The 26,329-nt window shown below is 64.5% G+C and carries 27 protein-coding genes; 19 read left to right on the top strand and 8 right to left on the bottom strand.

The genetic code is table 11. The features are described from left to right. Nucleotides 1–13 precede the first annotated feature (13 nt). Nucleotides 14–658 carry a glutathione binding-like protein gene (locus tag LRP30_RS38500; protein ID WP_249758181.1) on the bottom strand — a complete coding sequence of 215 codons (645 nt, stop codon included), beginning with the start codon at nucleotides 656–658 and terminating at the stop codon, nucleotides 14–16. Nucleotides 659–763: 105 nt separating this feature from the next. Between LRP30_RS38500 and LRP30_RS38495 the strand changes: the two genes are divergently transcribed. Next, nucleotides 764–1,408, top strand: a complete 645-nt coding sequence (locus tag LRP30_RS38495; RefSeq protein WP_128940105.1) for a TetR/AcrR family transcriptional regulator — start codon at nucleotides 764–766, stop codon at nucleotides 1,406–1,408. A 135-nt stretch (nucleotides 1,409–1,543) separates the two neighbouring features. Here LRP30_RS38495 and LRP30_RS38490 read toward each other — a convergent pair whose 3' ends face one another. Together LRP30_RS38490 and LRP30_RS38485 are read right to left on the bottom strand one after the other, a co-directional pair. Then, complete coding sequence (locus LRP30_RS38490; protein WP_249758180.1) at nucleotides 1,544–3,511, bottom strand: methyl-accepting chemotaxis protein; 1,968 nt, start codon at nucleotides 3,509–3,511, stop codon at nucleotides 1,544–1,546. A gap of 321 nt (nucleotides 3,512–3,832) precedes the next feature. Then, the gene (locus tag LRP30_RS38485) at nucleotides 3,833–4,798 is read right to left on the bottom strand and encodes a glyoxylate/hydroxypyruvate reductase A (RefSeq protein WP_249758179.1); all 966 of its coding nucleotides are present in this window, start codon (nucleotides 4,796–4,798) and stop codon (nucleotides 3,833–3,835) included. Nucleotides 4,799–4,939: 141 nt separating this feature from the next. Here LRP30_RS38485 and LRP30_RS38480 point away from each other — a divergent pair, with 141 nt between their 5' ends. The 4 genes from LRP30_RS38480 to LRP30_RS38465 all read left to right on the top strand — a co-directional run bounded on the left by LRP30_RS38480 (nucleotide 4,940) and on the right by LRP30_RS38465 (nucleotide 7,804). Then, complete coding sequence (locus LRP30_RS38480) at nucleotides 4,940–5,308, top strand: YciI family protein (protein ID WP_128936532.1); 369 nt, start codon at nucleotides 4,940–4,942, stop codon at nucleotides 5,306–5,308. After that, nucleotides 5,305–6,603: an RNA polymerase sigma factor gene (locus tag LRP30_RS38475; RefSeq protein ID WP_249758178.1), complete on the top strand. Its 1,299-nt coding sequence runs from the start codon at nucleotides 5,305–5,307 to the stop codon at nucleotides 6,601–6,603. Before LRP30_RS38480 ends, LRP30_RS38475 begins: the two co-directional genes overlap by 4 nt. Nucleotides 6,604–6,820: 217 nt before the next feature. Continuing rightward, nucleotides 6,821–7,360 carry an SRPBCC family protein gene (locus LRP30_RS38470; protein WP_249758177.1) on the top strand — a complete coding sequence of 180 codons (540 nt, stop codon included), beginning with the start codon at nucleotides 6,821–6,823 and terminating at the stop codon, nucleotides 7,358–7,360. Between the two features lie 30 nt (nucleotides 7,361–7,390). Further along, nucleotides 7,391–7,804, top strand: coding sequence for a VOC family protein (locus LRP30_RS38465; protein ID WP_128936529.1), 414 nt, complete (start codon nucleotides 7,391–7,393; stop codon nucleotides 7,802–7,804). A 129-nt stretch (nucleotides 7,805–7,933) separates the two neighbouring features. On the opposite strand, the gene LRP30_RS38460 is transcribed toward LRP30_RS38465, so the two are convergent. The 3 genes from LRP30_RS38460 to LRP30_RS38450 form a co-directional block, all read right to left on the bottom strand. Continuing rightward, on the bottom strand, nucleotides 7,934–8,296 hold the full coding sequence (locus LRP30_RS38460) for a hypothetical protein (protein ID WP_128936528.1): 363 nt from the start codon (nucleotides 8,294–8,296) through the stop codon (nucleotides 7,934–7,936). Nucleotides 8,297–8,795: 499 nt separating this feature from the next. Next, nucleotides 8,796–9,230: a hypothetical protein gene (locus LRP30_RS38455; RefSeq protein ID WP_128936527.1), complete on the bottom strand. Its 435-nt coding sequence runs from the start codon at nucleotides 9,228–9,230 to the stop codon at nucleotides 8,796–8,798. Nucleotides 9,231–9,360: 130 nt separating this feature from the next. Further along, entirely contained in the window at nucleotides 9,361–10,149 is a 789-nt protein-coding gene (locus LRP30_RS38450) for an SDR family oxidoreductase (protein WP_249758176.1), read from the bottom strand. Nucleotides 10,150–10,413: 264 nt separating this feature from the next. Between LRP30_RS38450 and LRP30_RS38445 the strand changes: the two genes are divergently transcribed. The 5 genes from LRP30_RS38445 (at nucleotide 10,414) to LRP30_RS38425 (ending at nucleotide 13,298) form a co-directional block, all read left to right on the top strand. Next, nucleotides 10,414–10,818 carry a YciI family protein gene (locus tag LRP30_RS38445; protein ID WP_249758175.1) on the top strand — a complete coding sequence of 135 codons (405 nt, stop codon included), beginning with the start codon at nucleotides 10,414–10,416 and terminating at the stop codon, nucleotides 10,816–10,818. A 59-nt stretch (nucleotides 10,819–10,877) separates the two neighbouring features. Continuing rightward, nucleotides 10,878–11,243: a YciI family protein gene (locus tag LRP30_RS38440; protein WP_249758174.1), complete on the top strand. Its 366-nt coding sequence runs from the start codon at nucleotides 10,878–10,880 to the stop codon at nucleotides 11,241–11,243. Nucleotides 11,244–11,370: 127 nt separating this feature from the next. Further along, the gene (locus tag LRP30_RS38435) at nucleotides 11,371–12,111 is read left to right on the top strand and encodes a TetR/AcrR family transcriptional regulator (protein WP_249758173.1); all 741 of its coding nucleotides are present in this window, start codon (nucleotides 11,371–11,373) and stop codon (nucleotides 12,109–12,111) included. A gap of 121 nt (nucleotides 12,112–12,232) precedes the next feature. After that, nucleotides 12,233–12,724 carry a DUF2852 domain-containing protein gene (locus LRP30_RS38430; protein WP_091880452.1) on the top strand — a complete coding sequence of 164 codons (492 nt, stop codon included), beginning with the start codon at nucleotides 12,233–12,235 and terminating at the stop codon, nucleotides 12,722–12,724. A gap of 397 nt (nucleotides 12,725–13,121) precedes the next feature. Continuing rightward, on the top strand, nucleotides 13,122–13,298 hold the full coding sequence (locus tag LRP30_RS38425) for a hypothetical protein (RefSeq protein ID WP_249758172.1): 177 nt from the start codon (nucleotides 13,122–13,124) through the stop codon (nucleotides 13,296–13,298). Between the two features lie 220 nt (nucleotides 13,299–13,518). On the opposite strand, the gene LRP30_RS38420 is transcribed toward LRP30_RS38425, so the two are convergent. Both LRP30_RS38420 and LRP30_RS38415 read right to left on the bottom strand, forming a co-directional pair. Further along, nucleotides 13,519–14,682, bottom strand: coding sequence for an acyl-CoA desaturase (locus tag LRP30_RS38420; RefSeq protein ID WP_249758171.1), 1,164 nt, complete (start codon nucleotides 14,680–14,682; stop codon nucleotides 13,519–13,521). A gap of 252 nt (nucleotides 14,683–14,934) precedes the next feature. Further along, nucleotides 14,935–15,453, bottom strand: coding sequence for a DUF2231 domain-containing protein (locus LRP30_RS38415; RefSeq protein ID WP_091880443.1), 519 nt, complete (start codon nucleotides 15,451–15,453; stop codon nucleotides 14,935–14,937). A gap of 456 nt (nucleotides 15,454–15,909) precedes the next feature. Between LRP30_RS38415 and tolQ the strand changes: the two genes are divergently transcribed. From tolQ to tilS, 9 genes are all read left to right on the top strand, one after another. Further along, nucleotides 15,910–16,626, top strand: a complete 717-nt coding sequence (gene tolQ, locus LRP30_RS38410) for a protein TolQ (protein ID WP_028180156.1) — start codon at nucleotides 15,910–15,912, stop codon at nucleotides 16,624–16,626. 55 nt (nucleotides 16,627–16,681) lie between these two features. Then, nucleotides 16,682–17,131, top strand: coding sequence for a protein TolR (gene tolR / locus LRP30_RS38405; protein ID WP_128936520.1), 450 nt, complete (start codon nucleotides 16,682–16,684; stop codon nucleotides 17,129–17,131). A gap of 3 nt (nucleotides 17,132–17,134) precedes the next feature. Then, nucleotides 17,135–18,094 (top strand): protein TolA, encoded by a 960-nt coding sequence (locus LRP30_RS38400; RefSeq protein WP_249758170.1) that lies wholly within the window; start codon nucleotides 17,135–17,137, stop codon nucleotides 18,092–18,094. A gap of 41 nt (nucleotides 18,095–18,135) precedes the next feature. Then, a complete protein-coding gene (gene tolB, locus LRP30_RS38395) occupies nucleotides 18,136–19,482 on the top strand; it encodes a Tol-Pal system beta propeller repeat protein TolB (RefSeq protein ID WP_249761929.1) in 1,347 nt (448 codons plus the stop codon). A 252-nt stretch (nucleotides 19,483–19,734) separates the two neighbouring features. Then, nucleotides 19,735–22,065 (top strand): EAL domain-containing protein, encoded by a 2,331-nt coding sequence (locus LRP30_RS38390; protein WP_249758169.1) that lies wholly within the window; start codon nucleotides 19,735–19,737, stop codon nucleotides 22,063–22,065. Between the two features lie 206 nt (nucleotides 22,066–22,271). Then, nucleotides 22,272–23,012: a hypothetical protein gene (locus LRP30_RS38385; RefSeq protein ID WP_128936516.1), complete on the top strand. Its 741-nt coding sequence runs from the start codon at nucleotides 22,272–22,274 to the stop codon at nucleotides 23,010–23,012. A 257-nt stretch (nucleotides 23,013–23,269) separates the two neighbouring features. Beyond that, a complete protein-coding gene (pal, locus tag LRP30_RS38380) occupies nucleotides 23,270–23,758 on the top strand; it encodes a peptidoglycan-associated lipoprotein Pal (protein WP_018641585.1) in 489 nt (162 codons plus the stop codon). A gap of 187 nt (nucleotides 23,759–23,945) precedes the next feature. Further along, nucleotides 23,946–25,016, top strand: a complete 1,071-nt coding sequence (gene ybgF / locus LRP30_RS38375) for a tol-pal system protein YbgF (protein WP_249758168.1) — start codon at nucleotides 23,946–23,948, stop codon at nucleotides 25,014–25,016. Between the two features lie 81 nt (nucleotides 25,017–25,097). Further along, nucleotides 25,098–26,156, top strand: coding sequence for a tRNA lysidine(34) synthetase TilS (gene tilS, locus LRP30_RS38370; RefSeq protein ID WP_249758167.1), 1,059 nt, complete (start codon nucleotides 25,098–25,100; stop codon nucleotides 26,154–26,156). Nucleotides 26,157–26,329 lie beyond the last annotated feature (173 nt).

Below are 26,329 nucleotides of genomic sequence, written 5' to 3'. Positions count from 1 at the left end.
GATGCTTTCTGGCTTACGCCGCCGCCTTCTTCCGCGCCTGCTCGGCCTTGTACAGCTCGAACTCCTCCGCGATCGCCTTCGCGATCGAGGGCCGCTGGCGCAGGCGCTCGTAATAGGCCTTCAGGTTCGGCCATTTCGCGAGCTCGATCGGCGGAGTCGCCATGGTCCAGTTGATGACCGTGACGAGATAGGCGTCGGCGACGCTGAAATGGTCGAGCAGGAATTCACGTCCCTTGAGATGATTGTCGAGGTAGTCGAGTCGCGACAGATTCTTCTCTAGCGCATAGGCCTTGGCTTCCTGCGGCGCTTTGCGGTCGAGCACGGGCACGAACAGGGCCTTGTGCAGCTCGGTGCCGATGAAGCAGAGCCATTGATGTAGTCGCGTGCGCTCGATGCCCGCAGCGGCGCCGAGGCCGGATTGCGGGAAACGGTCGGCAACATATTGCAGGATCGCGGCGTTCTCGGTCAGCACCACGCCCTCGTCGGTGCGCAGCGTCGGCACGAGGCCAATCGGGTTTACGCTGCGGAAGTCGGAGCCGTCACTTCGCACTGTCTTCGTCGGTGGATCGACTTCGAGATAGTTCGCTTCGGCGCCAGCTTCATACAGCGCCACGCGGGTCGCCATCGAGCAGGCGAGCGGCGAGAAATAGAGATCCATCTGTAGCCTCCTTGGGCAATTCCTTCTGGGTGTCGCTCAACCTGGCCAGATTGATTTTTGTACTGTCTTGCATAATATAGGGTCGGTCAAGGATTATTTTGCGAAATGGTACAAAAATCGAAACCGCCAGCTGCTGCCAACGGACCCAAGCGCCGTGGCCGGCCGCGTGCCTATGAGCCCGATGTCGCGCTCGGCAGAGCGCTCGACCTGTTCCGCAAGCAGGGCTTTGCCGCGACCTCGCTCGACGATCTCAGCGAAGCCACCGGCATGAACCGCCCGAGCCTCTATGGCGCGTTCGGCGACAAGCGCGAGCTCTACATCAAGAGCTACCAGCGCTACCGGGAGGAAGCGCGCGCATCGATGGTGGAGATCTTTCGCCAGGAGATGCCGGTGCGCCAGCGGCTGGAGCGCATCTTCGCGTCCGCGCTGAACATCTATCTCTCGGGTGACACTGGTCCGCGGGGCTGCTTCACGGTGGTGACTGCGGCCTCCGAGGCGGTGAGTGATCCTGAGATCCGCGCCATGGTGCTCGAAGGTCTCACCGAACTCGACAAGGCCTTTGCCAATTGCTTCCGCCGCGCCAAAGAGAAGGGCGAGCTGCCTGATAGCGCCGACCCGGCGGTGCTGGCGCAGGTCGCATCCGCCACGGTGCACACGATCGCCATCCGTTCCCGCGCCCGCGTCCCGCGCAAGGAGCTCGAGGCCATCGTCAGCGGCGCGATCGACGTGATGGTGGGGGCTAAACCCTAGCTGTCGTCCTGGCGAAAGCCAGGACCCATAGCCACCGAATGCAGTTTTGGCGAAAGCTCGGGGTTCGTGCCGCAACTTCTCCCTGGGGTAATGGGTCCTGGCCTTCGCCAGGACGACATCCAATTTGCAGCGCAGCTACGCCGCGCGGATATGCGCGAGGAAGCGGTCCACTTCGTCCCGCAGCCGCTGCGACTGTTTTGACAGGTCGATCGCCGATCCCAGCACTTCCTCAGCCGCGGTGCCGGTCGCCGCGATGCCGGCGGTGACGCCGGAGATGTTTTGCGAGACCTCGCCGGTGCGAGCCGCGGCCTGCTGGACGTTCTGCGCGATCTCTTGTGTCGCCGTGCCTTGCTGACCGACGGCTGCCGCAATCGCGGCCGAGATTTCGTCGACCTCCCGGATCGTCGCACAGATCGACTGGATGCCGTCGACAGCACCGGTGGTCTCTCCCTGTACCGCTGTCACCTGCGCGCCGATCTCCTCCGTCGCCTTCGCGGTCTGGGTCGCCAGCGCCTTCACCTCGGAGGCGACCACGGCAAAGCCGCGGCCGGCTTCGCCCGCGCGCGCCGCCTCGATCGTCGCGTTCAGCGCGAGCAGATTGGTCTGTCCCGCAATGCCGTTGATGAAGGAGACGACGTCGCCGATCTTTTGCGCGGCGTCGGCAAGGCTCTGCACGCGCGCATTCGATCGTTCCCCGTCGCTCGCAGCCTTGCCGACGACCTCGGTCGCATGGGCGAGGCGGCGGCTGATCTCGGTCATGGACGAGGACAGTTCTTCCGCGGCGGCCGCCACCGTCTGGACGTTCTCCGAGGCCAGCGCCGAGGCCGAAGACACCGTGCGGGTCTGTTGTCGCGACTGCTCGACGATCTCGGACATCGAGCGGGCGGTGTGCTCCATCTCGACCGCGGCCGAGGATACCGTGGTGACGACGTCGCGGATGCTGGCTTCGAAATTGTCGGCGAGCGCGCCGAAAGCGCGCCGCTTCTCCGCTTCGGAATGCGCCTTGGCCTCGAGCTGCTCGGCCTGGAGTTTGCTAAAGCTTACGGCATTGTCGCGGAACACCGCGACGGCCTTCACCATTGCGCCGACCTCGTCATTCGCTTTGCTGGCGGGAATGGCGACGTCGAGCCGACCATCTGCGAGCTCGCGCATCACGCTCGTGATCGAGATGATCGGGCGCGAAATGCTGCGAGCAATGAGATAGCCGACGATCGCGGCCAGCACGAGCCCGAGCGCGGCGATCCCGATCGCGAGCATCCAGGCGCGGTCGGCCGAGGCCTCGTAGTCGGCATTGTCCATCACCAGCTCGACCGCGCCGAGCGGTTTGCCGGAAAAATCCTTGATCGGTCCGAGCAGCGCGGCGACCGGCGTGGTGTCGAGCTTGGCCTGCCGCACCGTGAAGTCGCCGCCGGTGGCGCGGCCGTAATCGGCCGCATCGAAGAAGCTCTTGCCCTTCAGCGTGCCACCGAACAGCTTGTAGCTTGAACCGTCGGCGAGATGGAAGGCGACGTCGACATGGCGGTTGGCCTTGAAGTCGTCGAAGAACGGTTGGCCGAAGGTCAGACCGAATTCGACCGTGCCGAGATGCTTGCCGGTTTGCGCGATCGGCACCACGCCGCGGATGCCGAGCCCGGCCACACCGCCCTCGAGACCGACCACGACCTTGCGGTCCTGGTTGGCGACGACGACCGTCTTGCGAAAGCCGGAGAGGTCGCCGCCGAATTTCGCCGGCTGGTGCACGCGCAAGAACGAGGTCGCCGGCGCCACATGGAACTGGAACTGATCGACGCCGTAGTCCGACTTGGTCGCGGCAAAGACCGGTCCGAACAGGCGCACCAGCGCCTCGCGATCCTGCTTCGCCATGGCCTCTTGCGTCGCCGGCATCGCCGCGACCACGGCGCTCATCGCGGCGGCGCGATGCGATTCCTCGGCGATGCGCGATTGCAGCGCATCGTAATGACTGCGCAGCTCGCGCTGGTCGGCGCGGTCGATGATCCCGGCGATGATCCACATCGCTCCGAGCACGGCAAATAGGGCGGTCGCCGCCGCCGTCACCGCCAGCGCAACCGTGATCCGCATCCTGAGGCCGAGGTTCGCTCGCATGTTCGACCCATTCGTTGAGCGTTGATTAACAACGTCTATCAACTTCTCGCTAAGAGAGGGTGAACGGGGATGCTGGTGGGGAGGGGCGGGGCGACGAGCCCAACAAAGCTGTCGTCCTGGACAAGCGCAGCTCTTGGCAACGCGTAGCGTTGTCCAGGGCGGAGCGCAGATCCAGGACCCATTACCCCCAGGAAGTGGTTTGGCGAAGACTCCGATTACGACTTCGCGCCGCAACTTCTCCCTGGGGTAATGGGTCCTGGCTTTCGCCAGGACGACATCGAAAGTGAGGCGCGGTCGTGCCTCTTCCAACCAGGCGAGGCCTCAATACCCCCTGGCCCGATCCACCACATTCTCCAGCACACCGCCCGCTTCGAACCGCGCTATCTGCTCGGCGACGTAGGCCGAGATCGCGTCCGCGTCGGTGTCGGCCGCATTGTGCGGGGTCAGCAGCACCTTGGGGTGGGTCCAGAACCGGCTGTTCGCCGGCTGCGGCTCCTGCACAAAGACGTCGAGCGAGACGGCGCCGAGCGTGCCGTCGTCGAGGCAGGCCAGGATGTCGGCTTCGTTCTGCAAGCCGCCGCGGCCGGCATTGATCAGCACCGGCGCGCCGAGCGGGCTGTTGTGGCTGAGCTTGGTGAAGACGTCGCGATTGAGGATGCCATGCGTGTCCGCCGTCAGCGGCAGCAGGCAGACCAGGATGTCGGTCGCGCGCAGGAACGCGTCGATTCCGTCCGTGCCGTGGAAGCATTCGACGCCCTCGATCGTGCGCCGGCTGCGGCTCCAGCCGGCGACGCGGAAGCCGAGCCGGCGCAGCACATCGGCCGCATCAGTGCCCAGCGTGCCGAGCCCCATGATGCCTACCGTGACCGCGCTCGCCGGCCATTGATATGTCGGCTCCCAGCGCTTGTCGCGCTGGCACTGGCGCAAATAGAGCTCCTGGCGATGGTGCATCAGCACATGCAGCACGACATATTCGGTCATGCGGTTGGTCAGGTCGGGCACGGCGACGCGCACCAGCGGCACATCGGGCAGGCTCTTGTCTGCCATCAACGCGTCGACGCCGGCGCCGAGATTGAAGATCGCACGCAGATTGGGGAACGCACCGAGATCGCCCGGCACCGGTTTCCACACGGCGGCATAGTGCACCTCGGCCGGATCAAGGGCGGAATCGGGCAGCAGCACCACGCGCCGGCCGCCGCAGACCGCGTCGAACCGGGCCTTCCAGCGCTCCGGCAGCCAGTTCTGCTGCGTGCTGTTGATCAGGACGGCCAGTGTGCCTTTGGTCATTCGAAGTGCCTCGTCGAGTTCCGCTTGAGAAGGCCCTCCTTTGGCACGATCTGCCGGATTTTTCTTGCAAATTTTTTCCGCAGGCCTGTCGGGGCGGGGCATATTGGCGCGTCTTTAGAACAGACGAGGAAAGTGTCGCCCATGCTTTATGCCATTCTTTGCTATCACGATGAGGACTTCGTCGGCTCCTGGAGCAAGGACCAGGACGAGGCCGTGATGAAGAAGCTTGCCGTGGTGCAGGAGAAGCTCACACAGCAGGGTCGGCTCGGCCCGGTTGCGCGGCTGTTGCCGACCACCGCGGCGGCGACGCTGCGCAAGGAAGATCCGCCGCTGGTGCTCGACGGCCCCTATGCGGAGACCAAGGAGCAGTTGCTCGGCTTCTATATCGTCGACTGCAAGAACCTCGACGACGCGCTCGATGTCGCGCGCGAGCTCGGCGCTGCCAATCCCGGCGGTGCCTATGAGGTGCGTCCCGTCGGTGTGTTCAGGCCCGGAGGGAATCTGACGTGAGCGAGGCCGATACCGCCTGGATCGAGACTGCGCTGACCTCGGCGCGCCCCCAGGCGGTCGGCGCGCTGCTGCGCTATTTCCGCGATCTCGACACCGCCGAGGAGGCTTTTCAGAACGCCTGCCTGCGTGCGCTGAAAACCTGGCCGCAGAACGGGCCACCGCGCGATCCCGCGGCCTGGCTGATCATGGTCGGCCGCAACGTCGCGATCGACGAGGTCCGCCGCGCCCGCAAGCAGCAACCGCTGCCAGAGGACGACCAGGCGATCTCCGATCTCGACGACGCCGAAGGCGCGCTTGCCGAGCGGCTCGACGGCTCGCATTACCGCGACGATATTTTGCGGCTGATGTTCATCTGCTGCCATCCGCAGCTGCCGGCGACGCAGCAGATCGCGCTGGCGCTGCGTATCGTCTCCGGTCTCACGGTGAAGCAGATCGCGCGCGCCTTTCTGGTCTCGGAAGCCGCGATGGAGCAGCGCATCACCCGCGCCAAGGCGAAGGTCGCTGACGCCGGCGTACCCTTCGAAGCGCCCGGCGCGGTCGAGCGTTCCGAGCGGCTCGCCGGCGTCGCGGCGATGATCTACCTGATCTTCAACGAAGGTTATTCGGCGAGCGGCGATACCGCGGAGCTTCGCAAGCCGCTGTGCGAGGAGGCGATCCGGCTGGCGCGGCTGCTGCTGCGGCTGTTCCAGAGCGAGCCGGAGATCATGGGCTTGACGGCGCTGATCCTGTTGCAACATGCGCGCAGCGCCGCGCGCTTTGCCGCGGACGGGTCGCTGATCCTGCTGGAGGACCAGGACCGTTCGCTGTGGAATGGCACCATGATTGCGGAGGGCCTCGCCCTGATCGACAAGGCGATGCGCCACCGCCGCAGCGGGCCCTATCAGATCCAGGCCGCGATCGCCGCGCTGCATGCGCGCGCATCGGCGCCGGAGGAGACCGACTGGACGCAGATCGACCTGCTCTACGGCGCGCTCGAACTGGTGCAGCCCTCGCCGGTGGTGACGCTCAACCGCGCGGTCGCGGTCTCCAAGGTGCGCGGACCGCAGGCCGCGCTCGAGCTGATCGAGCCGCTGGCGCCGAAGCTTGCCAACTACTTCCATTTCTACGGTGTGCGTGGCGCCTTCCTGATGCAGCTCGGCCGCAACGACGAGGCCCGCATCGCCTTCGACCGCGCCATCGCGCTTGCCAACACCTCCGCGGAAGCCGCCCACATCCGCATGCATCTCGATCGCCTGATCCGGGACAGCCAGCCGAAGCCGGAGGAAAGCGCTAAGGAAAGCGCTAAGGCGAAATAGGGCAACACCATCTCCGCCGTCATGCCCGGGCTTGTCCCGGCATCCACGTTCCCTCTTGGCGTTCAAGGCGTGGATGGCCGGGACATCTGTGCGACGACGCGCTTCGCGCTAATGCCCGGCCACGACGTAGGGCGGCATTGTGCCAAAAATTTCGCTTCGGTCTTGTCGACCGGGGTCTCCCTCGTTCGTCCTACGCACGTATCCCGGGAGCCAATCCATGCTGAAAGCCATTGCCGTCATCGCCATCGTCCTCGCGGCCGGAATTGCGGCCGTGCTCGTCTTTGCCCTGACGAAACCCGATACATTCCGCGTCGAGCGCAGTCTCGCCGTGAAAGCGCCGGCCGATGCGATCTATCCGGTGGTGGCCGATTTCCGCCGCTGGACCGCCTGGTCACCCTATGAGGGCCGCGATCCCGCCATGAAGCGGACCTTCGGAGGAACCGCGGAAGGCAAGGGCGCGACCTACGCCTGGGACGGGAACAACAATGTCGGCGCCGGTCACATGGAGATCCTCGAGGCCAACGTGCCCTCGAGGCTCCGCATCAAGCTCGATTTCGAGCGCCCGTTCGAAGGCCATAACAACGCCGAGTTCACCTTTGTGCCGCAAGGCGATGCCACACTGGTCACATGGGCGATGTCCGGTCCGGCCCCCTTCCTGTCCAAGGTGATGCAGGTGTTCATCAACATGGACAGCATGATCGGCAAGGATTTCGAGGCCGGACTCGCCAGCCTGAAGAAGCTCACGGAGAAGCAATAGGCGTTACTACACACGAAGAGGAGAGAAACGATGCTCAATCCCTATCTGTTCTATCAGGACACCTGCGAAGCGGCATTCAACCATTACGCCAAGGTTCTCGGCGGCAAGATTGATGCAATGATGCGTGCATCGGATGCGCCGCCGGAGGTGCCCGCCTCGCCGGGTCGCGAGAAGATGATCATGCATGCGCGGATGTCGCTGCCCGACGGCAGCGTATTAATGGGCTCCGATGCGCCGCCCGAGCATTTTCACAAGCCGCAGGGCTTCTCGATCTCGATCACGGTCAAGGATCCCGCGGATGGCGAGCGTAAGTTCAACGCGCTCGCCGACGGCGGCAGCGTCACCATGCCCTTCAGCAAGACGTTCTGGGCCAAGGGCTTTGGCATGTGCGTCGACAAGTTCGGGATTCCGTGGATGGTGAACTGCCCGGCGGAAGGAATGTGACGGGCGCGACCGCCCACATGATCGATTGAAATGTGATCCCCTCTCTCCAAACCCGCGGGAGAGGGGACACATAGCGCCTCGTACGGAGCGTAGAGTCGTTCCGTCGCGCGCGGATCGGCCGCTTGCCTCTCACCGGGTTGATCCGGTCACGTCCCCGTCCGGCGGCGCCGGTTGCACGCAGCGAGGACAGATCACGAGCTTGGTGCCGAGCTGCCTGTCGTTTTCCGCTTCGATCTCGTCATGGACCGCCCACCACGCGTCGGAGTACGGCCGCAGGGTGCCGAGCACTCGTTCCCGCTCCTGATTGGGATCACTTGTCGCGGGCGCGGGGTTCGTTGCGGGCCGCTTCGCGATATGAGGGCGGTTCGGGCCTTTGTTGGGGTCTTGGCCGAGGCCATCCCATGCGATCGGACGACGCTCCTGCGCCGGGGCGACTGCACATCCAAGCAGCGTTGTGCAGAAAGTGAGCAAGATCAAGCCATGTCGCATCATGCCGGGACCCAAAGTTCGGCGCGCGACGGGCAAGATACGCGTGGGGAAACTTGCATCGCGTCGGTCAAATGGAACTTAAGGCAAACCAATTGGCCGGCATGCCGAGCAATGAACTTACGATTCGCATCACTCTGCGCGAGCAGTGCGGCTGCTTCGTGAAACGATGCGGACTGCATCGCACAACAATTGACGCAATATTGGGCTGTGATCTGCAAGTAAGAATCGGTATTTGTGAGTCATAAAATCTACAAACTGGGATGGACGTCACTTGGAAGGGGAGCGACCGATGGCAGCGGCGCTACAGATCAATTTTGCTCTTTGGGGGATGCTCATTTGCGCCAGCATGAAGCTGGTGCCGGTGATCCAGACTCTCTTTTGAAGCCAGCCAGCGCGTGATGGCGAAGACCCCCGGTGCGCACATTGCGTGCGAGCACAGGGAACCTGCCGTATGGCCTCGGACCAGGCAAGCCAAAGGCCATTGGAGCGGCTGCCAAATTCGTCAGCGGCAGCGCGGATAGATCGCGGCGAGATCACGCCCCTTCAGCAAGAGCAACCGCGAGGTGAGGCCGCCACGGCGGCTGATCCAGTCGCGCACCGGGCCGGGATAGGCGGCAAGCACCGCGACCGATGCTTCCGGCTCGGCATAGAAGCGCCCGCGCCCGTCGACCGAGCGCGCGGCATGGAAGCCGAGCACCGCACGCTTGGTGACGCAGATGCGCTCGCCCGGCACGATGCTCAAGACCAGCGTGCAGGCTGACAGGCAAGGACCGTCGATCACCACGCGTTCGCCGCTCTCGCGCACCTTCTCGAACAGGTCGAGAAACGGCCCGACCGCTCCGCCCGGTGATTGGATGATGCGGATCTCGGCGGCCGCGGGCGCAGAGGTGAGCAGAGCTGTCGCGAGCATCAAGGCTTTGAAGGTGACGCGTCGCATGGCACTCTCCGAACTCTCGACATCGTAAGGGTGGGCAAAGTGAAAGCGTGCCCAACTATGGCGCAAATCGGGGGAGGTGAGTGGGCACGGCGCTTTCGCGCCTTTGCCCACACTTGTACAAATTCCACGCCTACCCGTTGCGCCGCTGGCCGCGCAGCGTCGGCAGGCCGATACCCGCCGCATCGAAGCCGCCATCAACGGCCAAAATTTGGCCGGTGATGTAGCTCGCATTTGCCGAGCACAGGAAGTAGATCGCTTCCGCGAGTTCCTCTTCCAGGCCGTAACGGTTGAGCGGAATGGCGTCGTGATAGTCGGCGCGGATCTCCCTGCTGTGAACCTGCTTCGCCATCGCGGTGTCGACAGGCCCCGGCGCGACCGCGTTGACGCGGATATTGAGCGAGGCGAGCTCGACCGCGAGCTGCTTGGTGAGGTGCGCCAGCCCCGCCTTGCTGGTGCCGTAGGCCGAGCGCAGCGTCGAGGCGCGCACCGCCGAGATAGAGGTGATGTTGACGATGGCGCCGCCATTGCCGTCGCGCATCAAGGGCACCGCCGCCTTGGTGCAGAGGAACGGGCCGGTGAGGTTGACCTCGAGCACGCGGCGCCAGTCAGCCTCCGACGTCTCCATCAGCGGCGCGAACACGGCAATGCCGGCATTGTTGACGAGCGCATCCAGCCGACCGAACCGCCGTTCGACCGTGGTCATCGCCGCGCCGACCGCCGCCTTGTCCGAAACGTCGCAGGTCAGCGCCAGCGTCGTCTCGCTTTGGCCGATCTCGGCGACCGCGCGGCCGAGCAACTCGCCCTCGATGTCGAGCAGCGCCACGCGCCAACCCTCGGCGAGGAACTTCTTCGCGGTCGCAAGCCCGATGCCACGTGCGGCTCCGGTGACGAGGGCGACTTTTTGCGGGGCTTGCGGCATTGGCTGATCTGTCCTGTGTCCGGGAGAGGGGCGCGTGAGCGCGGGCTCCTTTTACTTCGCTTTCGTTCCGGCAAGAAAGGCCTCAGGCCGAACCTATCGATCCCGATCCGGCCCGAATGCGCCTGCCGCGGCCGCACTGGCGCTGCCTCCAAATATTTTCTGCGCCGCTGTCGGGGCGGCGAGAGGTCGTTCGTCTTACAGGGGAATGCGGGCCGGCTGGACTTCGTCGCGCCCCGGAATGACAGCGAGCAACAAGGAACCCCCATGCGATTCATGATGCTCATGATCCCGCTCGGTTACGAGAGCGCGCCGCCGGATGTGCAGCTCGATCCGGAACGCGTTGCCGCGATGATGCGCTACAACGAGGCGCTGAAGGATGCCGGCGTGCTGATCACGCTCGATGGCCTGCATCCGCCCTCGATGGGCGCGCGTGTCTCGTTTGCGACCGGCGTGCCCATTGTCACCGATGGACCCTTTGCTGAGGCCAAGGAGGTTTTGGGCGGTTACTGGATGATCGAGGTTGCCTCACGCGCCGAGGCGATCGCCTGGGCGAAGAAGTGTCCGGCTTCGCCCAACGAAATCATCGAGATCCGGCAGGTGCAGGAGATGAGCGACTTTCCGCCCGATCTGCAGCAGGCCGCCGCCGGATTCGACGATCTGAAGAGGTAGCCACGGCGGGTCGCGATGAAATCGTGGCTGACGTCAATCGATCAACAAGGAGAGAACCGATGAGCACCGAACACAAATTCCTCGCCGTCTATCTCGGCAGCATGAACGGCGCGAAAATGGCGGCCTGGCGCGCGCTGCCCGAGGCCGAACGGAAAGCAAAGGAACAGGAGGGCATGGCCGCCTGGCACGGCTGGGTCGAGAAGCACAAGGCTGTCATCGTCGAGATCGGCGGCCCGCTCGGCAAGACCCGCAGGATCGACGGAAGCGGCGTTACAGAGATCAGCAATGCGCTGACCGGCTTCACGGTGGTGCGGGCTGCCTCGCAAGAGGAGGCTGCAAAGCTGTTCGAGAACCATCCGCATTTTGCGATCTTCCCGGGCGAGGCGATCGAAGTCATGCCCGTGCTGCCGATTCCGCAGATGTAGCTTCGGGCGAACTCGTTTCCGGCTCGATGTCGACGCATCGGCCCGGCACGACCGTGAAAGTACGGGGTTAATCACGCCGCATCGCCGCTAGTGACCTTCACGCCCGGCTCATGTAAAAGTCGTTCACATGAGCTGGCGCAAGGAGCAACGCCGCGCCGAGCGCGGCTATCACCACGGCAATCTGAAAGAAGCCCTGTTGCAGGCCGCTCTAGGCCTGATCGCCGAGAAGGGCGCGGCCGGATTCACCTTTGCCGATGCCGCGCGCATGGCCGGGGTCAGCGCGGCGGCGCCCTACCGGCATTTCCGCGACCGCGACGAGCTGTTGTCCTCGATCGCCCAGCGCGGCTTCGAGCAGTTCGAGGTGCGCCTGGCCGCGGCCTGGGACGACGGGCACCCTGATACGGTTACCGCGTTCGAACGCGTCGGTAAGGCCTATCTCGCCTTCGCCCGCGAGGAGCCCGCCTTCTACAACGCGATGTTCGAATCGGGCGTGCCGGTCGATGCCAATCCGGCGCTTCAGGCCGCGAGCGAACGTGCCTTTAACATCATTCGCGCCGCGGCCGAACGGCTTGCGGCGCTAACGCCGCCGGGAACGCCGCGGCCGCCGGCGATGATGATGGCGCTGCACATCTGGTCGATGGCGCACGGCGTGGCCTCTTTGTTTTCCCGCGGCGATGCCGCACGGCGAAAACTGCCGATGTCGCCGGACGAACTGCTCGAAGCCGAGGTGCTGATCTATCTGCGTGGCCTCGGCTTCCCGACCGACCGCCGTCCGCCAGCGAAGAGCGCCGAGCCGCCGCCGGTACCACCGGAGGCGTCCTCCGGTTCTGGCGTGCCGCCCGGCGGTCCTTGGGGCAAGCCGAAATAAAGTTGCGCAAATAATTCCGCGAGCCTGTCTTGCGGCCGGCTTGACAAAATCACGGGATGGTCTAGCTATGTAAATGTTATTTACATTCACAACGGCGCTGATGCCGTGATGGAGATGGGAAATGGCCTACACCGCTGATGTCAATCGATGGCGCGGCCCCTCGGACCAATACCAACAGTACCAACGTCCTCACATGCTCGAGACGCCCTGGCATCCCGGCTGGATCGCCGTGACCATTCTCGGCTTCATCATCTGGTGGCCGATCGGACTTGCCCTTCTCTTTTTCACACTCGGGAGCAGAAGAATGTCGTGCTGGAGCCACCAGGATCGCTGGCAGAACAAGATGGAGAGGATGCAGTACAAGATGGACCGCATGCGCGATCGCATGGAGCGTCGTGGCTTCGGCTTTGGCTTCGGCCCGCCGTCATCCGGCAACCGCGCCTTCGACGAATATCGCGCCGAGACGCTGCAGCGGCTCGAGGAAGAGCAGCGCGAGTTCAAGGATTTCCTGAGCCGACTGCGTCACGCCAAGGACAAGGAAGAGTTCGACCAGTTCATGGCGCAGCACAAGACGCGTCCGACCCCGCCGCCCAACGACCAGCAGCAGGGCTGATCTGGGAACTGGCACCTCTCAAAGCCTTCAGGCGCATGCCCCCAAAGTCCTGATGGCCCCGAGCCGCCCGCCTGCGCAACCCGCAGGCGGGCGGTTTGGTTTTTGGTGCTTTCTTTCCTCGTCCGCCGTGCCTGCGAGGGATTGTCATGCCCAGGCTTGTCCCCTGGCATCCACGTTCTTGCATCGCCGGGCAAGGCGTGAACGGCCGGGGCTCGGCTCCGCCAAGGCTGCGCCGGGCCCACAACGTGGTCGGCCACCGAAACTTCAGCGAAGGCGCCAAGCCCGGTCATGACGTTGCGAAAATGTCAGCGCCGGTCCTCGAACGGTGCGTCTATCGACACTAGGATGTGTGCGTGCCGCTTCGCCGATGGGCGCAGGTTATTCCAGGACGAAGTTCATGGACCGCCACACCCGATTGCTGCTCGGCATCACCGCGTTCGCGGTGTTGGGCTATATCGGCCTCATCTACGGCGGCTGCGCGCTTGATCCGGATTGCCATTTTGGCCGGTGTCCGGGCCAGCGCTCGTTCTGCGGTGTGGTCTACGGGCACGTGCAGGACCAGAAGGTGCCGTAGAACCCGGGCCGCGGGAGGCGCGACCAAGTCCTGACAACGCGTTTTCCGCGTGGGCAGGTATCACCATGACCGATGCCGGGAAGCAGGGCGGACGAAGCTGTGCTTACAGCAACTTGTCGCAAGAGCTGCCATCGGGTCCGTGATTGTCGGAGCCAGATCGTCGAGCGTCAAGACATCTCCGCTGCGCGGATGCAACGCGCGCGGCGGTCAGCCGCGACGTTCAGGTCGTGGTCGCGAGCTGCGCGCGCACCGACGCCAGGAAGTGTTCGTAGGCGTGGTCCACGATCTCGTTGAGCGATCGTGTTCGCGCGAACATCGCCTTGGCCTCGGCGAGAAACTCGTCCCGGGTCGGTATCTTCGGCAGATGCAGATGCGTCAGCGCATCGACGCCTTCATGCGCGCGATTGAGGATGTCGTGCAGGGTCGGCAGTTGCAGCTGGGCGAGGTCGGCCCGGCGCCGCGCCGACGAGATCGCATGCGCGAGCGTCTGCGCATCGAACCGTCCGGCAAGCTCGCGGGCCGCCCGATTGATGACCCGTGCGCCGAGCGGCTGCTCGTTGCGCAGCACCTGTTCGGGCGGCGCCTTCATGTTCCAGACGACGCCGATCCACGACAAGACCTTCAGGACGTAATAGGTCACGTCGATCTCCCACCAGCGGAAGCCTTGTCGCACGCTGCTCTGGTAGGCGTGGTGATTGTTGTGCCAGCCCTCACCCAGCGTGAACAGCGCCAATAGCCAGTTGTTGCGGGAGTCATCACCCGTCACGTACCGCTTGCGTCCATGCACGTGGGCGAGGGAATTGATGCAGAAGGTCGCGTGATAGAGCAGCACCGTGCTCCAGAGGAAGCCAACGACCAGGCCTGACCAGCCCGCCGCCAGGAAGCAGAGCGTTGCAAGCGCGAAAGCCGGCAGCAGCTCCAGCCGATGCAGCCACATCAGCTCCGGATAAGCGGCGAAATCACCGACCTTCACGAGATCGGTCGTGTCGTGTTGCCGCGAAAAGATCCAGCCGAGATGGCTGTAGAGGAAGCCGCGGTGACGCGGCGAATGCACGTCGGTCTCGGTATCGGAATGCAGGTGATGGTGCCGATGCTTGGCCGCCCACCACAAAACGCTCTTCTGCGCGCTGCTCTGCGCGAGGCAGGCCAGGATGAACTGAAACATCCGGCTGGTCGCAAACGCCCGATGTGAGAAGTAGCGGTGGTAGCCGGCTCCGATCGCAAACATCCGCACGCAATAGAGTGAGACGCAGATCGCGACGGCCTGCCAATCGATGCCTGACCAGATCGCCGCAAGACAGCCGAGATGGACCAGGAGAAACGGCAGGGCGGAGGGATACATGATGTCGTCGTGCTGGTCGTCGTCGGCGGTATTGGGCGACATGTTTTCGGAAGGACCTTGAACCAAGAGGATGCGGGATTCGCTCCGGCCGAGCTAAAGTCGGCCGCCTGCGAAAAACCCCGCTGATGGCGTGCCACCGCGGGGTCGTGAACGAGATGCTTTGCCGGGAGATTCCGGCCAAAGCAGTCGGCCGAAGCTCGATAATTGAGCATATGGTCCTGAATGCCTGCTATGCAAGCACGTAGTCTCACGGAAAGCGGCGCTGCGGCGCTGACCGCTTGATGCGCGCCTCGCTCAGGCGGCCCGCCGGTCGCTCTCGCCGCCATGAGGCGGCATGACCGGCTCCGAGCTGGTCTGGCCTGGCGCGTCCAGCACCGCGACGTGATGCCGGTGCACCATCTCCCAGCCCTTCCATCCCGTGAACAGGAGGATGCCGACGACGATGAGCGACAGAACCACGCCCCACGGCTTGACCGCAGCTTCAGTGCCTTGCGCGTAACGGAGATAGAAGTTGACCAGCGCCAGCACGACCGCCGCGAGATTGCCGACCATGTGATACCAGGCATCCTCGAGGCTGCGGATTCGGGGCTCGCTCAAGAAGTCGGTAAAACCGGCTACGGCAGCAACGAGCGCCATGACGATGCCGGCGCCGATCAGCCAGATCGCGGCGCGGGCCCAGAAGGCATCGCCGGTTCCGATGAAGGCCAAGTCGGCGATCGGCGCGCCGACCAGGAAGGCGACGGGGAACGGAATCAGCATAGGGTGCAGGGGGTGATCGCCGATCGCGGCAGTCGTTTTGGGGTTGATGCTCATGGCAAAACCTCGCCAAAGATGAATTTCCGGGACAACTTTTCCGGGCGAGGGCTGGTTCCTGCAGGCGCGAGGGGCGCTCCTCATGCTATGTGCGGGGAGGAAGCGGAACTCTGGTGTCCCGGACGTAGCGGGCCCTGTCCCCCCATCCCCCTGCGCTGCCTGCCTTTCCCGCAGCCAAATTCGTCCCCGGTAACCCCGCATTAACCAACGCCGGGCTCTGGTAATTGCGGACAGTCGCGCCCGAAGCCGTGTCGAGGCCCATAGTTTTGACATCTTGGCGGGGAATGCAGGCGGCCGGCTTTGGAGAGCCTTTGGACGAGCCCTGCACCCCAAAAAACCAAGGCTTTGAGCGGGCTTGCCGGCCGCGCCGGTTCTAGCGCGGCTGTTAGAGGATACCGGCCGCCATTTGCTGGCCGAAGGACATTAGGTAACGATCGCCTTGAGAGGATACTGCTTATGAATCCGGCCGACGTGGCTCAGTCAGCCCTTCCGGTTGCTGCCTCCGCCGACGTGTCGCTGATTGCGCTGTTCTGGCAGGCTCACTGGATCGTGAAGGCGGTGATGCTGGGACTTCTGTCCTGCTCGGTCTGGGTCTGGGCGATCGCCATCGACAAGATCTTTCTTTACGCGCGCACACGGCGCTCGATGGATCGTTTCGAGCAGGCCTTCTGGTCCGGCGAGTCGATCGAGGAGCTCTATCGCACGCTTTCGGCCAAGCCGACCCATTCCATGGCGGCCTGCTTCGTGGCGGCGATGCGCGAATGGAAGCGTTCCTTCGAGAGCCATGCCCGCTCGGTCGCGGGCTTGCAGATGCGCATCGACAAGGTGATGAACGTCTCGATCGCGCGCGAGGTCGAGCGGCTGGAACGCCGGCTCCTGGTGCTCGCGACCGTCGGCTCCGCCGGCCCCTTCGTCGGCCTGTTCGGCACGGTCTGGGGCATCATGTCGAGCTTCCAGTCGATCGCCGCGTCGAAAAACACCTCTCTGGCGGTGGTGGCCCCTGGTATCGCGGAGGCGCTGTTTGCCACCGCCGTCGGTCTCATCGCCGCCATTCCTGCCACTATTTTCTACAATAAGTTCACCTCCGAGGTGAATCGGCAGGCCCAGCGGCTCGAAGGCTTCGCCGATGAATTTTCCGCCATTCTGTCACGTCAGATCGACGAGCGGGGCTGACGGAGGGCATGTATGACGGCATGTATAGTGTGAAGGGCAATTTGGGCATCAGACCATGGGCATGAACGTCGCGAGTTCGTCCGGAGGCGGCGGGCGCCGCAGCCGGCGCAAGCCGGTCATGGCCGAGATCAACGTCACCCCCATGGTCGACGTGATGCTGGTGCTGCTCATCATCTTCATGGTGTCGGCGCCGCTGCTCACCGTCGGCGTGCCACTCGATCTGCCGCAGACCCAGGCCAAGAGCCTCGAGCAGAACGACCAGAAACCGATCCAGATGTCGGTCGACATCAAAGGCAAGGTGTTCATCAACGACGCCGAGATCGCAATCAACGAGCTGGTGCCGAAGCTCAAGGCGATCACGGACGCCCGCGGCGGGCTCGAGGAACGCATCTATCTGCGTGCCGACAAGAAGGCCGATTACGGGACGGTGGCCAGGGTGATGGGCCTGCTGTCCGGCGCGGGCTTCAAGAAGCTCGCCCTCGTCACGGAAGCGGAGCAGGGGTAGGCCGTGAAGGTGAAGGTCGACAAGACACTCGTTGCGTCGATTGCACTCCACGTCCTCGTGCTGGGATGGGGCCTCGTCACCTTTAGCAGCAAGGCTTACGTCGCGCCGGAAGAGTCGCTTCCGATCGACATCATCTCCACCGATCAACTCGCGAAGATGATGGCGGGGCAGAAGACCGGGGAGAAGGACAAACCGAAGCCCAAGGTCGAGAAGATCGCGGAGCCCAAGCCCGAGGAAGACGCCGTCGGCAAGGTCACCGAGAAGAAAGAGCTGATCAAGACCAACTCGACGCCTGAGCCGCCGCCAAAACCCGTCGAGAAGCCGGTCGAGAAGAAGCCCGAGCCGCCCAAGCCTGTCGCCGAGGCAAAGCCGAAGGAAGAGCCGAAGCCGCAGGAAAAGAAGCCTGATCCGGCCAAGGAAGATCCGATCGCCGAGCTCCAGAAGAAGCTGGACACCAAGAAGCCGCCGCCGAAGCCCGTGGAGCAGAAGGTCGCGGCGGTGCAGCCGCAACAGCAGCCCAAGCCCAAGGAGCGCACCTTCGACCCCGCCCAGATCCAGCGCGATCTCGACAAGCGCGCCGCCACCCGGCACGAACAGACCGGCTCGGCGCTGAATGCGTCGGCCTCGCTGGGATCGGCGACCGGGACTGCAGCCAACAACGTCGCGACCTGGCGCGGTGCATTCCAGGGCGCGGTCAAGCGCTGCTTCACGCCGACCTACAACGGCCAAGACGCCGACCAGTATGAAGCCGACATCGACATTCCCATGAAGATCGACGGATCGCTGGCGGCCGAGCCAATCGTCGTCGCGGTGCGCGGACCGTCGCGGTCGATCGCCCAGGCTGTGGCGGAGAGCGCCAAGCGCGCCATCGTGCAGTGCCAGGTCTATTCGTTCATGCCGAAGCAGCAGTACGAGAGCTGGAAGCTCATTCCGATGACTTTCGGTCTGAAAGATATGTTGTGACATCCGAACAAAAGAATTTTGCGATGAATGATGCCCGTTCGATGAACCGCCGCCGTTTCATGACCGTCACCGGATCGGCACTCGCGATGCTCGGGGGTGGACACGCTTTCGCCCAGGGGCAGCCGCGGCTTCGCATCGATCCCACCGAATTCCAGCCGGTCCCGATCGCGATCACCAACTTCCTGCCGGGCTCGCCGTCCGACGGCGACGTCGGCAACGGCGTCACGCAAGTGATCACCAACAATCTGAAGCGCTCGGGCCTGTTCGCGCCGATCGACCAGGCCGCCTTCATCGAGCGCATCAGCAACATCGACGTCGCGCCGCAATTCCAGAACTGGAAGACCATCAACGCGCAGGCCCTCGTCACCGGCCGCATGACGCGGCAGCCGGACGGCAGGCTCAAGGCCGAATTCCGCCTCTGGGACGTGGTCTCCGGCCAGCAGCTCGCCGGCCAGCAATATTTCACCTCGCCGGAATATTGGCGGCGCATCGCCCACATCATCTCCGACCAGATCTACGAGCGGATGACCGGCGAGAAGGGCTATTTCGACAGCCGCGTGGTGTTCGTGGACGAGAGCGGGCCGAAGGAGCGCCGCGTCAAGCGGCTCGCGATGATGGACCAGGACGGCGCCAATGTGCGCTATCTGACGCGCGGCTCCGACCTCGTGCTGACGCCGCGCTTCTCGCCGAACTCGCAAGAGATCACCTATATGGAGTTCGGCCAGGGCGATCCGAAGGTCTATCTGTTCAACATCGAGACCGGCCAGCGCGAGATCGTCGGCAATTTCCCGGGCATGACCTTTGCGCCGCGGTTCTCGCCGGACGGCCAGCGCGTCATCATGAGCTTGCAGCAGGGCGGCAATTCCAACCTGTTCGTGATGGATCTGCGCTCGCGCTCAACCACGCGCCTCACCGACACGCCGGCGATCGACACTTCTCCTTCTTATTCTCCAGATGGCACCCGCATCTGCTTCGAATCCGATCGCGGCGGCAGGTCGCAGATCTATGTGATGGCCGCGGGTGGTGGGCAGGCGCAGCGCATCTCGTTCTCTAAGGACGACACCAACGCCACCTATTCGACGCCGGTGTGGTCGCCGCGCGGCGACTACATCGCCTTCACCAGGCAGGGCGGCGGGCAGTTCTCGATCGGCGTCATGAAGCCGGATGGCAGCGGCGAGCGGCTGCTCACCTCCGGCTTCCACAACGAGGGTCCGACCTTCTCGCCGAACGGCCGCGTGCTGATGTTCTTCCGCGATCCCGGCGGCAATGCCGGACCGTCGCTGTACACTGTCGACATCTCCGGCCGCAACGAGCTGAAGGTGCCGACGCCGGGCTTTGCCTCCGACCCGGCATGGTCGCCGCTACTGTCCTCGACGGCAGGTCAATAGGACGGCAGGTCAATAGATCGCGCCTCTGGACGCGCGATGTTATCGAAAAAGCGTGCAGTTTTTTTCGGCTTCGGTGAGGAAAGCAAGCTTTCCTTCACCTTGCCCTCGGCAAGGCTTGCCTAGTTGATTGAAATATCAGCAGAAACAGGTTCGCTATTGCCGAAAAACAACTCGACTTTAACGATGTTCCCTCAGAAAGGCTTCATCTGGTCTGGGTAAGACTACGCGCCAAACAGGACGCGTAGCAACTCAATGCAGCTGGCCGACCAGAAGCAGAGCGATCGAGACGAGCTGGAGCCGATACTCTACGCCGCTCTCATCAACTCTATGGTGCAGAATTTCTGGGCGATCTTCCTCGGCTCGGCCTCCGCGGCCGTGGCCGCGGTGATGACTGCGCTGAAGACCGGCGACGTGTTGCTGTGGCCGATCGCGTTTCTGATCATTGCCATCGGCACCGGGCGCGCGTTTCAGATGCGGCCCTACGAAAACCGCGTGCCGGGCTTGACGTTCCAGCAGGCCAAGCATCTGGAGCCGCGCTATTGGTTCGGCGCGCTCGTCTACGCCGCGGTCATCGGCGTGTGGTGCTTCGTCGTGATCTTCAACAACGACGACGCGGTCGCGAACATGCTCTGCGTCGCAGTCACGGTCGGCTACACCGCCGGCGGCGCCGCCCGCAATTACGGCCAGCCCAGGGTCGTGCAGTGGCACGTCGCGCTCGCCTGCGGTCCGATGTCGCTCGCCTTGCTGCTGCACGGCGGATTCTACTATATCGGGCTCGCGATCCTGCTCGTGCTGTTCTTCATCGCGCTGAAGAACATCAACCTCAGCCTGCACGCGATCTTCGTCAAGGCGCTGACCTCGAGCTTTCGCGAATCCGCGTTGGCCAGCCCGTTCGACACCGCGCTCAACAACATGCCGCACGGCCTGTGCATGTTTCGCGCCGATCGGCGCCTCGCCGTGATGAACCACCGCTTCAGCGAGCTCATGGCGCTGCCCGAGGACCTCGTCAAGCGCGGCGCCACGGCCGCCGACATCGCCTCGGCCTGCGTCGCTGCCGGGTCGATCTCGCCGGAGAGCGGCAATCAGATCCTGTCCGAGATCGAGAAGGCGCGAATCTGCGAGATCGTCACCGCCGATCCGGATCAGGCGCGCGGCCGCACGCTGGCCTGGACGTTCCAGCCGATGACCGGTGGCGGCACGGTATTGCTGCTGGAAGACATCACCGAACGCACCAGCGCCGAAGCCCGGATCAGCCATCTAGCCCGCTATGACGAGCTCACGGCGCTGCCCAACCGCGTCAGCTTCCGCGACGAGATCGAGCGGCTGCTGGCGCATTCGCGTCATTCCGAACGGCTCTCGGCGCTGCTGTTCGTCGACCTCGATCAATTCAAGCAGGTCAACGACACGCTCGGCCATCCCTGCGGCGACCAGCTGCTGTGTGCGGTCGCCAACCGCCTGCGCGAGATGTTGCGGCCGGAGGATTTCGTCGCCCGCTTCGGCGGCGACGAATTCGTCGTGTTCCAGCAGAACATCTCCTCGCCCGAAGACGCAGCTAGTCTCGCCCGCCGCATCGTCGAGCGGCTGAGCGAGCGCTATCGCATCGACAATCATCTGGTCGAGATCGGCGCCAGCGTCGGCATCGCGCTGACCTCGCCGGATGGCACCAGCGCCGATACGCTGCTCAAGAACGCCGACATGGCGCTGTACCGCGCCAAGGCCGACGGCCGCGGCACCTTCTGCTTCTTCCGCGACGAGATGGCGGCGACCGTCGAGGCCCGCCGTATCCTCGAGCTCGACCTGCGCAAGGCGCTCGCCAACGAGGAGTTCGAGCTGTTCTATCAGCCGCTGGTCAATCTGAAGTCCGGCAAGATCACCACCTGCGAAGCGCTGCTGCGTTGGAATCATCCGGTGCGCGGCACCGTCTCGCCGGTCGACATCATCCCGGTCGCCGAAGACATGGGCCTGATCGTCGATCTCGGCCGCTGGATCCTGCGCCGCGCCTGCATGGAATGCATGAAGTGGCCGGAGGGCGTCAGCGTCGCCGTCAACTTCTCGCCGCAGCAATTCCACCAGCGCGACGTGCTGAGCGAAATCCGCTACGCGCTCGAAGTCTCGGGGCTTCCGGCCCATCGCCTGGAGATCGAGATCACGGAATCCTCGCTGCTGCGCAACACCCAGCTCACACATGACATCCTGTCGCAACTGCATGCGCTCGGTGTGCGCATCTCGCTCGACGATTTCGGCACCGGCTATTCCAGCCTCAGCTATCTGCACAATTTCCCGATGCAGAAGGTGAAGATCGACCGCTCCTTCCTCGAAGGCATCGACACCGACCGGCCGCTGACGCTGCTGCGCGGCGTGGCGCGGCTGTCCGCCGACCTCGGCATGGCCGTCGTGGTCGAAGGCATCGAGACCAACGAGCAGCTCGAGCTGATCAGCGCCGACGGCACCGTCTCCGAGGGGCAGGGTTATCTGTTCAGCCGTCCAGTGCCCGCGGTGCGAATGCGCCAGCTCCTCAACGCCTCGCATGGACGCCGGGGCGACAGCGCGCTCCAGGTCGCCTTCTCGCGCTCCTTCGCTTAAGACCGCCTCTCAAAAAATTTTCTGTCGTTTCAGTCTGTTGCGGCCACCGTAGTGCTACGGTGGTTAACCCTAATCTTTCGATTGCTTTGCATAGATGTTAAGAAGCTGTTAATAAATCATGACGCGCGTGGAAGTTGTTCTGGAGAAATCCTCCTTTCTTGCGCGCGTTTGCAGTGAGCGGTGTGGGTTGTGGGTAAGGAGTTGGGATGCAGTCCTCGGCCAAAGCGGTCATTTCGGCTGTTGGGCGGGGGGCAGAACTCCTCACCGACCTCGACTATCATCTCGCAGAGACGGCAGACGAGAAGGAGGAGATCTACAATCTCCGCTACCGCGCCTATCGGCGCGAAGGCGCCGTCAAGGAATCGGCGGACGCACGGGTCACCGACCGCTACGACGAACTGCCGAACGCGTGGACCTTCGGCGTCTATCTCAACGGCGAGCTCTGCAGCTCCGTGCGCATCAGCGTGCTGACCTCGGAATGGCGCGAGTCCACCTCGGCCGACGTCTTCCCCGAGATCCTGCTGCCACGGCTCGACCGCGGCGAGGTCATGATCGACCCGACCCGCTTCGTCGCCGATCCCGACCAGGTCAAACGTGTCCCGGAATTGCCCTATCTGACGACGCGCCTCGCCTACATGGCCTGCGAGCATTTTAATGCCGATCTCGGCCTTGCGATCGTGCGCCCCGAGCATCAGGCCTTCTACCGCCGGGTGTTCCTGCACCAGACCATCGCCGAGCCCCGGCTGGTTCCCGGTCTCACCAAGCCGTTCGGGCTGATGGCGGCGGACTTCCCGACCTTCCGCAAGAAGGTGTTCGAGCGCTATCCGATCATGCGGTCGACCGCCTTCGAGCGGCGGATGCTGTTCGGGCGCGGTGGTCAGCGCCAGGCGCCGCAACGGTCCGTTCCGCAGCGGCCGGTGTTCGTGGCGGACGCCGTTCACGCCTGATTCCGAAGCGGCGCCTCGGGCCGCCGTACGCCTTTCGGCCTAGAATCCCGGCAAAAAACAGTGCTGTGCCGGCTGGCGCGGCTTGCCTTCACCCTCGCGCCACATTTACAACCCATTAACCATCATGGGTGCTTTTCGCTGGTTGGGGGCATTTGATCGGCTGAGGCAAGGTTCCGTCAAGGTTGACGGAACGTTCGCTTAACCAACCCCCTGTAGACCGGACAGCAGTGGACTAACGCGAGCGTGGAGGCTCCGGAATGAAACATCCTATGCGTATCCTCCAGGGATTGAAGCTGGCCGCGGTGCTTGCCGTCGCGCTGTCGATGGGCGCCTGCGCCAACAAGAATGCTGCGACGGATGCGATGGCCAACGCGGCGACGCCGGGCAGCCAGCAGGACTTCGTCGTCAACGTGGGTGACCGCGTGTTCTTCGAAAGCGACCAGACCGATCTGACCCCTCAGGCGATCGTGACCCTGGAGAAGCAGGCGCAATGGCTCCAGACCTATCCGCGCTACAGCTTCACCATCGAAGGTCATGCCGACGAGCGTGGCACCCGCGAATACAACATCGCGCTCGGCGCCCGCCGCGCCCAGTCGGTGCGTTCGTTCCTCGCCTCGCGCGGCATCGATCCGAACCGCATGCGCACGATCTCCTACGGCAAGGAGCGGCCGGTCGCGGTCTGTAACGACATCTCCTGCTGGTCGCAGAACCGGCGCGCCGTCACCGTCTTGAACGCGAGCTCCTGACGTTCAGTCAGGCGCCGTTCAGCTTCAGAACTGGATGATGCCGGCGCCCTCTCGGGCGCCGGTTTCGTTTCAGCATTCTGTGACAGAAACCCCTTGGTACCAGTCACATTTTTGGCGTACTCCACTTCAATGTGTGGCGCGTCGAATGTTCCGTCGCAGGCCATTTCGCTTTTGTCGTCAGGGCAAGATGTCATCCAGATTTAAGGTCTTTACCGGCACCGCGGCGATTGCCGCGCTGCTCTCTTTGTGCTCGCCCGCATTTGCGCAGCCGGTCTTGGCGCAGTCGGATGATGCCGACCCCGAGATGCGGATCGAGCGGCTGGAGAACCAGCTGCGCCAGCTCACCGGCCAGAACGAAGAGCTGCAATATCGCAACCGCCAGCTCGAGGAGCGGCTGCGGGCGCTCGAAGGCGGCGCGCAAGCCGCGCCCGGACAGGCGCCCAACGTCGCGGCGATGCCGCCCGCCCAGATCGCACCAAGTCAGGTCGCGCCGGGCTATCGCCAGCAGCAGCCGCAGCAGCAGGCCGTGCAGCCGAATTACGAGCAGCCGCAGATCGCCGCTCCCGCGCCGATCGTTCAGGAGCAGCCGGCGCCCGGCACGCGCCGCCGCGGCGATGCCTTCGATCCGAACCAGAACCCGAACGCGCCCGGTGCGCCGCGCGCGCTTGGCGGCGGTCAGCAGCCGATGCCGGCAGGAGCTCCCAGTGGTGCCCCTGGCGGCCGCGGCGCCGGCGAGCCGCTCGATCTCGCCAACACCAGCCCCCGCTATCAGCAGCAGGCGGCTCCTCCGGCGGCGCAGCCCGGCTATCCGCCGGCCCAATCCGGCCATCCCGCGCCATCAGGCGGCGCTGGCCTCACAACGCTGCCGCCCTCGGCAACGCCGCGCGACGAGTTCGACCTCGGCATCGGTTACATGCAGCGCAAGGACTATGCGCTCGCCGAGCAGACCATGAAGAATTTTGCGCAGAAATACCCGAGCGATCCTCTGCTCGGCGACGCGCAATACTGGCTCGGCGAGAGCTACTTCCAGCGCCAGCAATATCGCGACTCCGCGGAAGCGTTCCTCGCCGTCACCACCAAATACGAGAAATCGGCCAAGGCGCCGGATGCGCTGCTGCGGCTCGGCCAGTCGCTCGCCGCGCTGAAGGAGAAGGAGGCCGCCTGCGCCGCCTTCGGCGAGGTCGGCCGGAAATATCCGCGCGCCTCCGCCGGCGTCAAAGCCGCGGTCGATCGCGAGCAGAAGCGGGTGAAGTGCTGACGCGTGGCGTTAGGGTCCTGACAATGCGGATGGTGCTGCGCTAAACATCGCAATCATCCGCTGACGATTTGCTGGGCCGTCATGTCAGACGACGACAATTCTCCGATCTCGCGAGGCGAGGCGAGGCGGCTGTTCGCGGGCCTGAAAGCTGCGCCGGCGCTGGTGCTCGCGGTCTCCGGTGGGCCGGACTCGGTCGCGCTGATGTGGCTCGCGGCCCGCTGGCGGCGCAGTCTTGTGCGCGGCCCGCAACTCACCGTCGTCACCGTCGATCACGGACTGCGTCCGGAAGCGGCCCGCGAGGCGCGCGAGGTCAAGCGTCTGGCAACCGAACTCGGGCTGCCGCACCGGACCCTGCGCTGGCGTGGCGCAAAGCCGAAGACGGGACTACCTGCCGCGGCGCGCGAGGCCCGTTACCTGCTGCTCGCACAGGCCGCGCGGGCCGTGGGCGCCAGCCATGTGCTGACGGCCCACACCCGCGACGACCAGGCCGAGACCCTGCTGATGCGAATGCTCCGCGGCAGTGGACTTGCCGGGCTGTCGGCGATGGCCAGTGTCAGCGAGCGCGATGGCATCGTGCTGGCGCGTCCGCTGCTCGACGTCCCGAAGGCGCAGCTGATCGCGACCTTGAAGCGGGCGAAGGTCGGCTTTGCCGACGACCCCACCAACCGCGACACCGCCTTCACCCGGCCGCGGCTGCGCGCGCTGCTGCCACAGCTCGCGGCCGAAGGCGGCGATGCCCGCACGCTCGTGCGGCTCGCGGCAAGGCTGGCGCGCGCCAATGCGGCCGTCGAGGTGCTCGCCGACGGCGCCGAGCGCTTCCTCCGCTTGCGGGATCGCGACGTTGCGCCGCAGGCGGGCGTTCGAAGCTTCGAGGCATCGGCGTTTGCCGTCCTGCCCGAGGAGGTCCGGCTGCGGCTGCTGCTGCGGGCCATCGCCGCGCTCGGGCACGAGGGGCCGGCGGAACTCGGCAAGGTCGAAACCCTGATGTCCGCGCTTGATCGGGCCATCGCCGCAGGACCCCGTGCAGCCGCAAATGGCCGGCCGGTCCTGAAGCAAACCCTTGCGGGAGCCTTGATCAGCCTCGCCGGCGGGCGTATCCACATCGCGCCGGCGCCGGCCCGGCGGCGCAAGGGTGCGTGAAGGGTGCATGAAGCGCCCATGAGGGCTGCATGAGGTCGGATCATGACACCGGCCGTTTCGGCTCGGCGCCGTCAGGCGACCTTAACCAGGCGGGAAAAACCCGGGCTAGGACGCCATTATTTCAGCGGGAATCGCGCTAAGATGGGATAAATAGTCCCATCTCGTTCCCTTGG

Origin of the sequence: Bradyrhizobium sp. C-145, from assembly GCF_023375135.1 — a bacterium.
Classification (GTDB): Bacteria; Pseudomonadota; Alphaproteobacteria; order Rhizobiales; family Xanthobacteraceae; genus Bradyrhizobium; species Bradyrhizobium zhanjiangense.
This window is presented reverse-complemented; position numbering and strand designations above follow the sequence as displayed.